The following is a 12764-nucleotide window of genomic DNA, read 5'->3' as shown; positions in this document are numbered from 1 at the left end:
AATTATTAATAAGTTCAAAAATAGAGGTGAGGGAATGAAGTCAAATGATGCATTGAGACGTAATATGGCTGTCTTCTCTATGAGTGTAGTAAGTAAGTTAAGTGAGTTGTCTCCAAGACAAATTCGCTATTACGAAACACATGAACTTATAAAACCGACTAGAACTGATGGAAATAAAAGATTATTTTCATTAAATGATCTGGAACAATTATTAGAAATTAAAAACTTAATTGAAAAAGGTTTCAACATCAAAGGAATTAAACAAATTTTTAATGATGACCAAAATCATTTATCACAGGATGAACAAGAAATTCGAAAACAAATGATTGTAGATACTACCCAGAAACCACAACGAGAAACGATTCCGATTAATCGTGGAGATTTATCACGCTTTATCAAATAAAACACTGGAGGATTTTACGATGCCAAAACGTACATTTACAAAGGAAGACATTCATAAGTTTGCAAAAGAAGAAAATGTTAGATACTTAAGATTACAATTCACAGATATTCTTGGAACAATTAAAAATGTTGAAGTACCTGTAAGTCAATTAGAAAAAGTTTTAGATAACCAAATGATGTTTGATGGTTCATCAATTGAAGGATTCGTTCGTATTGAGGAATCAGATATGTACTTACATCCTGATTTAGATACTTGGGTAATTTTCCCATGGACAGCAGGACAAGGAAAAGTTGCACGTTTAATTTGTGATATTTATAAAACAGATGGTACACCATTCGAAGGGGATCCACGTGCAAACTTGAAACGCGTATTAAACGAAATGAAAGATTTAGGCTTTACTGATTTGAATTTAGGGCCAGAACCAGAATTCTTCTTATTTAAATTAGATGAAAGAGGCGAACCAACATTAGAATTAAATGACAATGGTGGATATTTCGATTTAGCACCTACAGATTTAGGTGAAAACTGTCGTCGTGACATCGTATTAGAACTTGAAGATATGGGCTTTGATATCGAAGCAAGTCACCATGAAGTAGCGCCTGGACAACATGAAATTGATTTCAAATACGCTGATGCAGTTACTGCATGTGACAATATCCAAACATTTAAATTAGTTGTTAAAACAATTGCACGTCAACATAATTTACATGCTACATTTATGCCAAAACCTTTATTTGGTGTTAACGGTAGTGGAATGCACTTTAACGTATCATTATTTAAAGGTAAAGAAAATGCATTCTTCGATCCTGAAAGTGACATGCAATTGACTAAAGATGCATATCATTTTATTGCAGGTAACTTGAAAAATGCTCGTGGTTTTACAGCAGTATGTAACCCATTAGTGAATTCATACAAACGATTAGTTCCTGGTTATGAAGCACCATGTTACATCGCTTGGAGTGGTAAAAACCGTTCACCATTAATCCGTGTACCATCTTCACGTGGATTGTCTACACGTGTTGAGATTCGTTCAGTAGACCCTGCTGCAAATCCATATATGGCATTAGCTGCTATACTTGAAGCAGGTTTAGATGGCATTAAAAATAAATTAGAAGTTCCTGAACCAGTGAATCAAAATATTTATGAAATGAACCGTGAAGAACGTGAAGCGGTTGGTATCCAAGATCTACCATCAACTTTATATACAGCAATTAAAGCAATGCGTGAAAACCCAACAATTAAAAAAGCAATGGGTAATCATATCTATAATCAATTTATTAACTCAAAATCAATTGAATGGGACTATTACAGATCACAAGTCTCAGAATGGGAAAGAGAACAATACATGAAACAATACTAGGTGCTAATCAAGAGGGGAAACACTTGATTTTAAGGCAACTCGAGTCATTCTATTAGAATGATTTCGGGTTGTTTTTTGCACCCAATTATTTTTTAAGAGTCATTTGGGTGCAAATTGGGTGCAAACTTTTTAAAAAACTCTTTTTCTTGTATTAATTTTTTGGAAATCAACTTTAGCTGTATTGTTCATGATTTTTGTTACGTAGCTCTATATACTTGTACTGTATAGCTCATTACTTTCAAGTAAAAGTGCCACATGTGTATGTCATAATTTATGAATACTCAAACCTCAAACCGTTTTTAGGTTTCACAATTTTTCTGTTACATGTTTTATTGTGTTGTGCAACGTGGTATAGGGCCATCAAATGAATTGCAAAATATAAAATTATAAGGATCATTATACATACTTTCATTTGCTATTCTGATTAAATTTTTAGCTATTTCAATTAAGTTAATTCTTTCGCTAAATCTTTAGTTAAATATATAACACGGTCTTTTTTATTTTGGTAGAATTTCATCTGTTATTTTTTGATTATAAGATTTTGTATTATTAACAGTTTAATTTTTTATCATAATCAGACTATAACAATGCATTAGCTAAGTATACCAGTTTCTATCATAAATATGGACATATAGTATTGATATATCACGTTTTTTAACTACATTTAAAAACGATTTAATTTTATCTCTAAGTGTTTATTTTGCTTTTCCGAAGCTTTTAAGTCTCTTTGAAACCACCTTATAGCAAAGTTAAAATCAGATAGTTATGGCAATACTAATTAATTTAGTAGGGGAATTATGGTAGGTAAATGTGTAAATAAAATATTTATGAATCTCTCCAATTGTATTAATATACGTTACAAGTATAAATCTTGTGGCATGAACACTAAAGAAATGGCACAGTTACTAAAATATTACAGATTTAATGATAGAATTATTTTGTTTAGTCAAGAACCATATACAAAAAATTTAAGGAATTACAATGAAGTAACTGAAATTAAATTTAATTATCCTATGATTTGGAAGAAAAATAACTTCGGAAATCCACTTGATAAGTGGGAAGATTTTAAAAACTATAATGAATTAAGGAAGTTGAAAAAATTATATTTGAGAACTTTCAATTTACAATAGGAAAGAGTCATGTTCCTAAGGTTTTAGAATTTAATAAAGATAGCAAAAGTTTTCACCTGACACAGAAGACAGTAGAACTTTTAGAATATTTGATAAAAGTGTATAGCAATTGAGACGAGACTGTTTTAGATAGTTGCATGGGGTCAGGAAGTACTGGTGTTGCAGCATTAAATATAAATAGAAAATTTATGTGTTTTGAGTTAGATAAGAATTTTTATGAGATTGCTAAAAAACGAATAGAAAACGTTGAATAGTTACAAGCTTAATTAAAAAAGTAAAGCTTTTGATAAAACAAACAAAGGAAATATTATTCTTTATATGTACAATTAATTTAATAGAGAGAATTAAAATTAATTGGAAGGATGAATAATTAATGAAAGACAAAAATAAATTGGTCTTTATTAGTTCTGTGGTATTTTTAATCTATTTATTAGCTTATATATTATTAGCTATATTTCATTTTATATTTTTGCAATCTGGTATGAATAAATGGTGGTTTATAGCATCAATAATATTAGTATTATTGGCATTTGCGTTTATTATAACAATGCAGAAAAATCCTGCTACTAACAAAATACTTAAATTATTAGATTATGCAGGTTATGTATTATTTATAATGTATACCATCATATTTTTTGTTTCTTTAAAATATAATGACTCTAAAACTATAGATGCGTTATTGATAATAACTTGCCATATAGTAATGGTTTTAACATTTATATATTTTGGTTTGAAAAAAATTAAGACATTATCTTTTACTACATTGATATTATTATTTATTCTTTATGTATTATATACACTAATATAAATCAAGAGAGACAAAGTCTCTCTTGATCAACTAATATTTTTTCATCCAAGTAGCATGGTATAGCCAGGTTAATTTTGGAGTAGTGTAGTAACCTTTTCTATATAATTTCTTATAAGCAATTCCGCCTATCTTAATACCTTTATATCTTTTATTTTTATTTAAACTTGATAGACCACCTAAAATCGGGCCAGAAGCAGAAATGACTGGATGCTTTACCAAACGAGATAATCCTACTAAGATTCCACCCACACCTTTTAAAGCATTTGATATTTGATATTTAGTATAGTTATGTGACCATTTCTTCTTGCCATATACTTTTCCGTATTGAGGAGCTCGATATTCTGTAACCGACTTATTACTTTGTATTTCTCGAATATCATTTTCAGAAACACCATGTTGTCTAAGTTGCGCCACAGTTAATAAATTAGGATCTATAACTACAGGCTCTTTAGCGTTTGTAAATTCATCATAAGAATGAACTTCTTTAGGTAATTTTTCATATAAATCAGTATTATCTATTTGAATATTAGTTCTATTATTTTCTGCTGCTTCTAACATTGGTGTGAACGTACCTAATAACAAAGAATACACTACAGTTATAGTAATAATTTTTCTTGATTTCATGTTGAAACCTCCCGTTGTTAAAAATTTATACAATTTTAAATATATAAAATGTCATTTATATAACAAGGGTTTGTTTGATATAAGTAAAAAATAGCTGGTTAAAAGTATAAATATAGTAGGGGAATAAAATGCATAAAATTTTTAGTACAATTGAAGTAGATTATAAAAAGACTAGGAAACAAGTCTATAAGCTATTTGATCGTTATAGATACTTAGTCGAATTGCTGCCTTTAGAAGTATCACCAAGACTTACGCAAAACTTTAGTTTTATTCCTCCATCAACTAAACAAACATTAAACGGTATTGAATCTATAGTGCATAGAAAGATAGAAAGGCAGATGTTAGAAGAAGAATTAGAACTTCTAGGCAATAGATTAAATGAAGCATTACAAGTGTTAAATTTTGAAGAACGTAGAATTATCTATAATAGATATTTAAAATATGAAAATGACACTGATTATATTCTTTACACAGAGTTACATTTAGGCAAGACAAAGTACCATGAAATGAAAAATAGAGCTGTAAATAAAATAGGAATACATCTTAATTTAGAAGTGTACAAAGAATAAAACGCGAACTTTTTACGAACTTTTTGCGAACTACATTTAAATATAACTATGCTATATTGGTATTGTGGTTATCCATCCACATATATTGTACTAATACTATATTATATTTAAGCGCATCACTTTGTGGTGTGCCTTTTTATGAGATATAGGCTATAATAAAAGCGTAGTACAATAAAATAATGGAGGAATAAGGATATGGAAATTACATTTTATAATCAAAATGAGGAAATAGGCAAAACAAACGATTTATATTTATATTCTATTCTGAATATAGATTACAACAAATTTAGTGAACAAGAGAGATACGATGAAATAAAAAGGAAATTAGAAAATGCTAAGATGAATTCTAGCGAAATTACACTACAAGATGATTCTAAATTTAATGCCAGAGAGATAGATAGTATAGAAGTAAGACATCATAACATGTCTAAGCCGAAACCTTTTACAATTTATTAATCCCACGCCTTAAAAGGGCGTTTTTTAGTGCCCAAATTTAAATAAGCAATTAGCATAAGAGGGTGATTGAATGACATGAAATTAACAGTCAAACAACAGAAATTTGCTGATGAATATATAATCAGTGGTAATGCAATAAAGACTGCGATAATCGCTGGATATAGTAAAAAAAGCTAGAGTAGTAGGTGCGGAAAACTTAACAAAACCTAACGTTTCTGAATATATAAATAAAAGTACCTGTCGAAAATAGAGAAAGATATTTAAAGATGTTGTATGACAATATTATGTTATTTGGTCAAGCTGTTGATTTTAGTTCTGACAAATTCGGTTCTGCACCAAGTGGTGTTGCATTGGAATTTTTATATACAAATTTAATGGCTGATAAATTAGCACGCAAAACGAAAGTGGCAGTTCAAGAATTACTTTGGTATGTAATAGAACATCACAACTTAAAGGTGATTATAAGGATATCGATATAAAGTTTAAGTATAACAAAGTAGCCAACACTGAATTACAAATACAAATGGCTCAATCTTCAATGAGCATTTTAAGCCATGAAACTGTTATAGAAAACACCAATTTGTAGAAGATTTAGAAGTGGAATTGCAGAGGTTAGAAAAAGAGCAAATTGAATTAAGCATATGAACAGTAGCATTGATTTTACTAAATGAAAGATTATTATTATCAATTTATCTTGCTTATTTACTGTGCATATTAAAGTGAATATATTAAGTGTATGGAAGTTTCAAATTTAATCCACTTATTGAATTTCCTATAATAAATCTATTTTTTATATTAGAGTTAAAGTAAGTAAAATAAATTTGAGATGAGCATTCAATTAACATAAGAAAAGCGAAGATCTATATGCAGAATAACTTAATAAATAGCATTATAAAGTCATATATGGATGAATGTAATATAAAATTTGAACATAAGGTTAATTATCAAATAGAAGAAGGAAACATAATATATGAAGTATTGAATAGAAACGTCACAGGTTTTTCTAAAAAAACAGTTATAACTTTAGAAATAATAATGAATCTTTTTGGTACTGTAGGAGTTAAGTTTAGACAGCAGACAAATTATGTTTTAAATTCGGATAATATCGATAATATTTTATTGATAACCTCTGCTGTAGAATTTAATAAGTTAGAGCAACATTTCAAAAAACTATTTGAATAAATACGTTAAAAGCAGTTGAATAAATGCATAAATTTACTTTAAGAATTACTATATTTACTATAGTTGTATATACTGTTTACCTATTATAATAAATTCATTATGATGCAGTTATGGATATTTAATATCCGTAGTTCCCTTTAGTTATATAAGTAATTTGTGAATTAAATAGTTTTGCTTATAGAGGCTAGGACAGCATTGATGCGTCCTAGCCTCTTTTTAAATTATCTGTATATGATATTGGTGGACAGATTTGTGAGATAATAGTCATTCTGCATGTGGAGTGATGAATGACTATAAGATTAGATTTCTCACTGAGTATAAACTTATTCACTTCTAATAAAAAAACAGCGCTAATTAGCGCTGTTTAATTAAAAATGGCGTGCACAAATGGTGTTATATATAATAATAATAAAGTAAAACTAATTGCCAAATAGAACATAAATGCACGCGTTTGTTTCATCTTAAAGAAAATAATCACCTCATTTAGTACAGTGATAACATAATTGTAATGTAAAACTATAAAATCAGTCAATTTTAAGCTCTAATAAATTAGGTTACTGTTTATTTTGCATCTCTATTCATATAAGTGTAAAATAACAATTGTACGCAATAATTATAAAATTAAGGATGTGATGGTCGTGCAACAGGTTAAATTAAAAACAGTCAAAGCAAAAACAATTGAGCAATTAGAAGAAGAAATTAATGCAGTTTTGCAAGAAGAAACTGAATTTCAGTTACTCAACACAACGATTAGAGAATTTGAAGCGCACAAATATCCTACGACAGAAGACGCATTTACAGCAATGTTAACACTGGTCACAACGGTTAACTCATAGAAGCTCAAACTTTGTAGAACAACATGAAATTACTATAAGTTTAGTATAAAAAAATTATGTAAACTAAAGTACTATAAAAAATCGCACCCAAAATTGAATAGGTGCGAGTTTTTATATTTTATGAGCATTATATTCTTCAACAATCGTTAAAATTTTAATCACCTTATCTGAGGGTGTATCAATAGGTAATCGATGTTGCAATAAAGTGCCATCTGTTGTTTTAATCGTATAAAGTATATGTTGATCTTCTTTGAGGCATTTTATTATTTGCATATATTCTCTGTCCCTTCAGTTTCATAAATAACACAATTAATATTTGAATATGATAATCTGCAAATATTAACATATTATGTTATACCCTGTATATTCACTTTAAATCTTAAGCGTGCAAAATATAAATAATAAATTATAAAGATAAAACATTACTTACAAATTAAAGTTACTAATTTTTCTTATTAAATATTGATCGGATAACAAAAATAATGAAACCAATAAATATACCCATGAATATGGCTAACATAGCTGATACTAATAAAGGTAATTGCAACTGATATTGTAAAACAAGACCTATTATAATAGCAACGACGATAGCTATAAGCGTTATCATATTTTCTTTAAATATACTCAACTGTATCAACTCCATTCAAAAAAAATTATAACATTTAAAATAGTATTTAACATGTATTCATAAAGATTGTCACAAAAATGATGTATATGTAATTAGACATTACTTATTTTATATATATTGAAGTAAATATTGACGCCTGCATGGTTATTTTATATGATAAATCGGGACAATAAAAAAAGTAGGTGCCAACTATGAAATCAACCAAAAAAATTTCCAGCTTAATTGTAGTGATAGTTGTATTAGGTGTATTATTATTCCAATTTATTAATCATACTGGTCCATTTAATAATAACGAATCATCATCACAAAACGGACCTGAAGATGCTGAACAAGTACATATAGAACGGGTAGTAGACGGAGATACTTTTGTTGCTAAGGATAAGAATAATAAAAGTGTAAAAGTTCGCTTAATTGGTGTAGATACACCTGAGACAGTTAAACCTAATACACCTGTCCAACCATACTGTAAGGAAGCATCTAATTACTCTAAAGAAAAATTGACTAACCAAGATGTCTTCTTAGAATACGATAAGGAAAAAGAAGACAGATATGGCAGAGTATTAGCATATGTATGGTTAGATAAAAAAACTATGTTTAATGAACAATTAGTAAAAGAAGGTTTAGCAAGAGAAAAATATTTTGCACCTAATGGCAAATATAAAAACGTATTTAAAGAAGCTGAATCAGCAGCAAAAGCTGAACATAAAAATATATGGAGTTAAAAAAGTGGGGCGACAACCATGTTAAATACTATGGTTGCTGCCCCACTTTTTTTATCATTATTAAAACTTTATAATCTTTTTAGTAGCTAATTTAAAGCTTAAAAGTTGATAGATTTATTTTGATTTTGCACCTGTACGTAAACGTAAATCATATTCGATTTCTTCTAAACTTCGACCTCTTGTTTCAGGTAAATATTTAATGACAAATGCTAGTGCAAAGACACCAATCATTGCGAAAATCAAGAAAACCCATTCTGTACTTAAAGCATTATTTAATATAGGGAACAGCTGCGCTACAATTAGTGTTCCTATATTTAAAACTAGTGTCGCAACACCTGTGGCAGCACCTCTAGCACGTGTAGGGAACATTTCAGGTAACATAACCCATAAAATTGGTCCCCATGTAATACCGAAAAATACAATAAATAGTGATAAGCAAATAATGATAATCCACGATGAAGATGTAATCCCTATAGTCCAAATTAATACGGCCATTATAATTAAAGATGTGACCATACCGATATTTCCTGTGACTAATAGTTTTTTACGATCAACTTTATCAACTATAAATACTGCTATAATCGTAACTAATACATTAATAGTACCAATACCCACAGTTCCTAAAATTGATGTGGCTTCTCCGAGACCTGCTTTACTAAAAATAGTCGGTGCATAGAAGATAATGGCATTAATGCCGACAATTTGTTGGAATAACGCGAATATACAGCCAATAATTAAAGTTGGGCGCAGCCATGGCGACTTAATTACTGCCCAAGTAGACTCGGAAATAGCTGAAATTTCACGCATTTCCTTAATTTCAGAATTAATTTCTTCGTTATTATCAAAAGTTATTTTCATTACATCTCTTGCAGCTTGTTCACTTCGATGTTCGAGTAACCATCTAGGACTTTCTGGCATAAAGACGATACCAATTAGTAATATTATTGAAGGCACGACTGCTAAACCTAACATCCAACGCCAACCTTCAATATCAGCGAATGCATAATTAACTATGTAAGCACTTAATATTCCGATTGTAATCATTAATTGGTTTAACGTACCTAATGAACCCCTTAATTCAGTTGGAGCCATTTCTGATAAATAAACTGGCACTGTGGCCATAGATCCGCCGACTGCTAGACCGATAATTAACCGACCAATTACTAAAATAGTAATATTTGGAGCAATAAATAACGTGATTGAACCAATAATGTATATAATAGCAATAAAAAGCACTAAGCGACGACGACCTAACTTATCTGCTAAGGGACCACTCGCACCGGAGCCAATAATGGCACCTATTAACATTGATGATACGACTAACCCCTCTGTAAAACTGTTTAGTGGAATATCATTATCTATAAATAATAATGCACCTGAGATGACACCGTTATCATAACCGTATAATAAACCACCTAATGCACCTAAAATAAAGATCAAATACTTCGTAATTTTCATTTTTAATCAACCCCTTTTAAATTAAAAATAATTATAGTTCAAAAATGAAAAATTTACAAAGTATAATGTCACATAAATTTATAATTATCATATAAATTAACGATTATTAATATTTCTGCTATGTGTATCCAACAGTTAATAGTTTTGAATAAAATTCAACCATTAAAAAGGTAGTATGTACTAAAATTGAGTACATACTACCTTTTTGAATGTTTATATGTTTTTAGATGATTTGTTTATAGGCTGTATAATTAATTAAATATTGCTACCAGTTTATCGAATTGCTCTTGTGATAATGCTTCTGTAGATTGTTCTACCGTTTTTGTAATGACCTCGCGTAAATTAGATTTAGACGATACAGTTTCAGCATATTGTTCGCGTTTAGTAGGACCGTCAATTAAATTAACAGAGCCATCTGCAAAGTAAACTAAGCCGATATTGCTTATAGAGTGATTCGATTTTTCTTTGATTTTATTTTCTAACAGTTGTGTGTTAGATGCAGCTTCTTTATATGGATCATGACTGTAAAAGTCATAGACAACTGAATTATTTTTAATGCGTTCTATAAAAGTATAGCTCGTAGGATGAGTAGATTGGAATTGACTATGGAACTGTTGTGCAATGTATCTACCTACAGCTTGGTCAATAGTATTTACATCATCACCATCAGTTGTCGTAATATTAGCATCCGCATTAAAGTGATAAAATGTTTTTTGTTTCCAATTTTTAACATCAATATTGAATAATCCTTTTTCAGTAATTACTATATAATCAAAAGGACGTGCATAGTCGAATAGTGGATGCCTAACTGCTAAACTACTCGTATTAATAATTTCGAAAAAGTTAATTTTTTCAGTATCGATTAAAGTATTCATAATGTCAGTTAATTCTTGTTTTGCTTTGCGAATACCGTGATGATGTTTGTCATTGTTAGCATCTATATTAAGCATTTCGTTTTTTAAATACGTATTTTCTGACGTTAACGAACTAATTTTCGTTACGAGCTGTGTCTTGGCATACGTCTCAGTATCTAGTTTGTTTTGCATAAAATGATGGTTTAAAAATAGTATGACAATTAATAATATAATTATTATTAAAAGTGTAATAGTGAGGAACATAATAATCATCCTAATCTAATTGAAATTTGTAATTAAAAGTATTAACTTGTGAAATGTGGATTGTTTCAAACCACAATTATGATTAATTTTAAATTTAATTATATAGATTATATAATAACACTCGTATCTATAATAACAATACTAGTAGCATACTAAATCGTGAAAAATTTTCTATATTGCACTAAATTTACACAGATTTACTTATAAAAAGTATTTTAGGGTACAAAAAAGTAGCGATTTTATATTTAAAATTCAAACTCGGAGGAACGTCATGCATACTTCAAAAGCAATATTAAAGATACTACAAGAAGAAATACAAAATGATGATGTGATTGCATTTGATCATCATCCTATTGCATATAATGTCATAGACACATTAGTCAGAAATAATATAAAAATTTCTATCATTACTTTCTCTACTGATATTATTCAATATGTCAGTAAGTATACTAATTTTAACATTATTATACCTTCTGCCACTGTTTGTTCTACATTTCATGTACTTGTAGGAGAAAGTGTACAGGATACTTTTAAACAATATAACATTAAACAATATTTTATATCAGCACCATACTATGTAGAAAATCAATTGTTTCAGACGTTTCATGCTGTTGCTCCAATTCAACAAACATTAATTAAAAATGCACAACGCATATATGTTATGAATCAACCCGATCTAAGCTTACCTATAAATATAAATTATTATTGTTTAGGAACTTTTTAAAATTGCTTTATTCCATGCAAAATTTAATAAAATAATGATTTGAAAAATGTGCCAACAAACTATATAATGTAGGTAATGGAAACGCTTACTTTTGGAGGTGAACTTTTTGTGTGACCAAAAATTTAAAAACGTAAGCCCTTTAATGAATGAGTTAATAGATAAAGCGAAAAATATATTTAAATTTAATGGTGAAATCGCTAAACAATTATTTTTATATGATGCATTTGATTTAAATCAGAAAGTTGATATTAGTGTAGAACGTATGTATTTTTCAGAAGTAATTAAACATGTCCCTAAAACGTTTACGATTAAACTGTTTGATGAGCATCAATCTTCTTCTGACTTTTCTGTAATTGATTTTAAAACATTGACACATGCAAATGTGTACGATGGTGACACGATGGTTTTAACTATTATTGTCTATGATACAGAAGGCGATGATTGGATGTTTAGACTAAATAACGATATTAGGTTACCTGCAAAGCATATATATTTTCACTCAATCAAATGGGACGTAGACTATGTTAAACCTGAAATTGTGTTAATGTATGAATTGTTGGATCCCATTGATTATCATCAATTGCCAAATTATAAAAACGTTATTGAGGCACTAAGTTATTATCAATTTGTAATGCTAAGATTGGTCGTAGGCGATGATCGAATTAATCAAGCATTGATTTCTGAGAGAAAAGCAATATAAAATCCTTTAAATCTATCGAAGCATAATTTTAAAATTATACTGCTAG

Annotated in this window: 18 protein-coding genes and 1 pseudogene; 14 read left to right on the top strand and 5 right to left on the bottom strand. The window is 29.0% G+C overall.

Going from position 1 to position 12764, the window contains the following annotated elements:
* Nucleotides 1–34: 34 nt before the first annotated feature.
* The 5 genes and pseudogenes from MUA37_RS07930 to MUA37_RS07915 all read left to right on the top strand — a co-directional run bounded on the left by MUA37_RS07930 (nt 35) and on the right by MUA37_RS07915 (nt 3701).
* Nucleotides 35–403 carry a MerR family transcriptional regulator gene (locus MUA37_RS07930; RefSeq protein ID WP_002511034.1) on the top strand — a complete coding sequence of 123 codons (369 nt, stop codon included), beginning with the start codon at nt 35–37 and terminating at the stop codon, nt 401–403.
* A 19-nt stretch (nt 404–422) separates the two neighbouring features.
* Complete coding sequence (gene glnA / locus MUA37_RS07925) at nt 423–1763, top strand: type I glutamate--ammonia ligase (RefSeq protein ID WP_262624477.1); 1341 nt, start codon at nt 423–425, stop codon at nt 1761–1763.
* Between the two features lie 797 nt (nt 1764–2560).
* Nucleotides 2561–2893 carry a P-loop NTPase family protein gene (locus MUA37_RS07920; RefSeq protein WP_002511036.1) on the top strand — a complete coding sequence of 111 codons (333 nt, stop codon included), beginning with the start codon at nt 2561–2563 and terminating at the stop codon, nt 2891–2893.
* Between the two features lie 128 nt (nt 2894–3021).
* Nucleotides 3022–3147: pseudogene (locus MUA37_RS13360) on the top strand (DNA methyltransferase); the annotation flags it as partial.
* A gap of 119 nt (nt 3148–3266) precedes the next feature.
* Nucleotides 3267–3701: a hypothetical protein gene (locus MUA37_RS07915; RefSeq protein WP_021458835.1), complete on the top strand. Its 435-nt coding sequence runs from the start codon at nt 3267–3269 to the stop codon at nt 3699–3701.
* 30 nt (nt 3702–3731) lie between these two features.
* Here MUA37_RS07915 and MUA37_RS07910 read toward each other — a convergent pair whose 3' ends face one another.
* Complete coding sequence (locus tag MUA37_RS07910; RefSeq protein WP_002511037.1) at nt 3732–4325, bottom strand: hypothetical protein; 594 nt, start codon at nt 4323–4325, stop codon at nt 3732–3734.
* 128 nt (nt 4326–4453) lie between these two features.
* On the opposite strand from MUA37_RS07910, the gene MUA37_RS07905 reads away from it, so the two are divergent.
* From MUA37_RS07905 to MUA37_RS07880, 6 genes are all read left to right on the top strand, one after another.
* The gene (locus MUA37_RS07905) at nt 4454–4894 is read left to right on the top strand and encodes an ArpU family phage packaging/lysis transcriptional regulator (RefSeq protein WP_002511038.1); all 441 of its coding nucleotides are present in this window, start codon (nt 4454–4456) and stop codon (nt 4892–4894) included.
* A 195-nt stretch (nt 4895–5089) separates the two neighbouring features.
* On the top strand, nt 5090–5350 hold the full coding sequence (locus MUA37_RS07900) for a hypothetical protein (protein WP_002511039.1): 261 nt from the start codon (nt 5090–5092) through the stop codon (nt 5348–5350).
* Nucleotides 5351–5425: 75 nt separating this feature from the next.
* Nucleotides 5426–5527 carry a terminase small subunit gene (locus MUA37_RS07895; RefSeq protein WP_002511040.1) on the top strand — a complete coding sequence of 34 codons (102 nt, stop codon included), beginning with the start codon at nt 5426–5428 and terminating at the stop codon, nt 5525–5527.
* An 89-nt stretch (nt 5528–5616) separates the two neighbouring features.
* The gene (locus MUA37_RS07890; RefSeq protein ID WP_002511041.1) at nt 5617–5829 is read left to right on the top strand and encodes a phage portal protein; all 213 of its coding nucleotides are present in this window, start codon (nt 5617–5619) and stop codon (nt 5827–5829) included.
* Between the two features lie 385 nt (nt 5830–6214).
* Nucleotides 6215–6532 (top strand): hypothetical protein, encoded by a 318-nt coding sequence (locus tag MUA37_RS07885; RefSeq protein WP_002511042.1) that lies wholly within the window; start codon nt 6215–6217, stop codon nt 6530–6532.
* Between the two features lie 638 nt (nt 6533–7170).
* Nucleotides 7171–7368: a hypothetical protein gene (locus MUA37_RS07880; protein WP_002511043.1), complete on the top strand. Its 198-nt coding sequence runs from the start codon at nt 7171–7173 to the stop codon at nt 7366–7368.
* Nucleotides 7369–7479: 111 nt separating this feature from the next.
* Here MUA37_RS07880 and MUA37_RS07875 read toward each other — a convergent pair whose 3' ends face one another.
* Nucleotides 7480–7641 (bottom strand): hypothetical protein, encoded by a 162-nt coding sequence (locus MUA37_RS07875; protein WP_021458834.1) that lies wholly within the window; start codon nt 7639–7641, stop codon nt 7480–7482.
* 169 nt (nt 7642–7810) lie between these two features.
* Entirely contained in the window at nt 7811–7996 is a 186-nt protein-coding gene (locus tag MUA37_RS07870; RefSeq protein ID WP_103387934.1) for a hypothetical protein, read from the bottom strand.
* 191 nt (nt 7997–8187) lie between these two features.
* On the opposite strand from MUA37_RS07870, the gene nucI reads away from it, so the two are divergent.
* Entirely contained in the window at nt 8188–8718 is a 531-nt protein-coding gene (nucI, locus tag MUA37_RS07865; protein WP_262624476.1) for a thermonuclease NucI, read from the top strand.
* Nucleotides 8719–8832: 114 nt separating this feature from the next.
* On the opposite strand, the gene glcP is transcribed toward nucI, so the two are convergent.
* Nucleotides 8833–10176, bottom strand: a complete 1344-nt coding sequence (glcP, locus tag MUA37_RS07860) for a glucose transporter GlcP (RefSeq protein WP_021458833.1) — start codon at nt 10174–10176, stop codon at nt 8833–8835.
* A gap of 251 nt (nt 10177–10427) precedes the next feature.
* The gene (locus MUA37_RS07855) at nt 10428–11294 is read right to left on the bottom strand and encodes an NERD domain-containing protein (protein ID WP_002511046.1); all 867 of its coding nucleotides are present in this window, start codon (nt 11292–11294) and stop codon (nt 10428–10430) included.
* A gap of 271 nt (nt 11295–11565) precedes the next feature.
* Here MUA37_RS07855 and MUA37_RS07850 point away from each other — a divergent pair, with 271 nt between their 5' ends.
* Both MUA37_RS07850 and MUA37_RS07845 read left to right on the top strand, forming a co-directional pair.
* Entirely contained in the window at nt 11566–12018 is a 453-nt protein-coding gene (locus MUA37_RS07850; RefSeq protein ID WP_021458832.1) for a sugar phosphate isomerase family, read from the top strand.
* A 106-nt stretch (nt 12019–12124) separates the two neighbouring features.
* Entirely contained in the window at nt 12125–12718 is a 594-nt protein-coding gene (locus MUA37_RS07845) for a hypothetical protein (RefSeq protein WP_002511048.1), read from the top strand.
* Nucleotides 12719–12764: the final 46 nt, after the last annotated feature.

Origin of the sequence: Staphylococcus arlettae (genome assembly GCF_025560845.1) — a bacterium.
Classification (GTDB): Bacteria; Bacillota; Bacilli; order Staphylococcales; family Staphylococcaceae; genus Staphylococcus; species Staphylococcus arlettae.
The sequence above is the reverse complement of the archived record's forward strand: the minus strand, read 5'-3'. Positions and strand labels throughout refer to the sequence as shown.

What these genes read in the sequence shown, in the direction of transcription:
- MUA37_RS07915 (WP_021458835.1), top strand. Translation starts at nt 3,267, where the DNA reads ATGAAAGACAAAAATAAATTGGTCTTTATTAGTTCTGTGGTATTTTTA.
- MUA37_RS07850 (WP_021458832.1), top strand. Translation starts at nt 11,566, where the DNA reads ATGCATACTTCAAAAGCAATATTAAAGATACTACAAGAAGAAATACAA.
- MUA37_RS07910 (WP_002511037.1), bottom strand. Translation starts at nt 4,325, where the DNA reads ATGAAATCAAGAAAAATTATTACTATAACTGTAGTGTATTCTTTGTTA.
- MUA37_RS07905 (WP_002511038.1), top strand. Translation starts at nt 4,454, where the DNA reads ATGCATAAAATTTTTAGTACAATTGAAGTAGATTATAAAAAGACTAGG.
- MUA37_RS07875 (WP_021458834.1), bottom strand. Translation starts at nt 7,641, where the DNA reads ATGCAAATAATAAAATGCCTCAAAGAAGATCAACATATACTTTATACG.
- MUA37_RS07930 (WP_002511034.1), top strand. Translation starts at nt 35, where the DNA reads ATGAAGTCAAATGATGCATTGAGACGTAATATGGCTGTCTTCTCTATG.
- glnA (WP_262624477.1), top strand. Translation starts at nt 423, where the DNA reads ATGCCAAAACGTACATTTACAAAGGAAGACATTCATAAGTTTGCAAAA.
- glcP (WP_021458833.1), bottom strand. Translation starts at nt 10,176, where the DNA reads ATGAAAATTACGAAGTATTTGATCTTTATTTTAGGTGCATTAGGTGGT.
- MUA37_RS07920 (WP_002511036.1), top strand. Translation starts at nt 2,561, where the DNA reads ATGGTAGGTAAATGTGTAAATAAAATATTTATGAATCTCTCCAATTGT.
- nucI (WP_262624476.1), top strand. Translation starts at nt 8,188, where the DNA reads ATGAAATCAACCAAAAAAATTTCCAGCTTAATTGTAGTGATAGTTGTA.
- MUA37_RS07895 (WP_002511040.1), top strand. Translation starts at nt 5,426, where the DNA reads ATGAAATTAACAGTCAAACAACAGAAATTTGCTGATGAATATATAATC.
- MUA37_RS07855 (WP_002511046.1), bottom strand. Translation starts at nt 11,294, where the DNA reads ATGTTCCTCACTATTACACTTTTAATAATAATTATATTATTAATTGTC.
- MUA37_RS07900 (WP_002511039.1), top strand. Translation starts at nt 5,090, where the DNA reads ATGGAAATTACATTTTATAATCAAAATGAGGAAATAGGCAAAACAAAC.
- MUA37_RS07885 (WP_002511042.1), top strand. Translation starts at nt 6,215, where the DNA reads ATGCAGAATAACTTAATAAATAGCATTATAAAGTCATATATGGATGAA.
- MUA37_RS07890 (WP_002511041.1), top strand. Translation starts at nt 5,617, where the DNA reads ATGTTGTATGACAATATTATGTTATTTGGTCAAGCTGTTGATTTTAGT.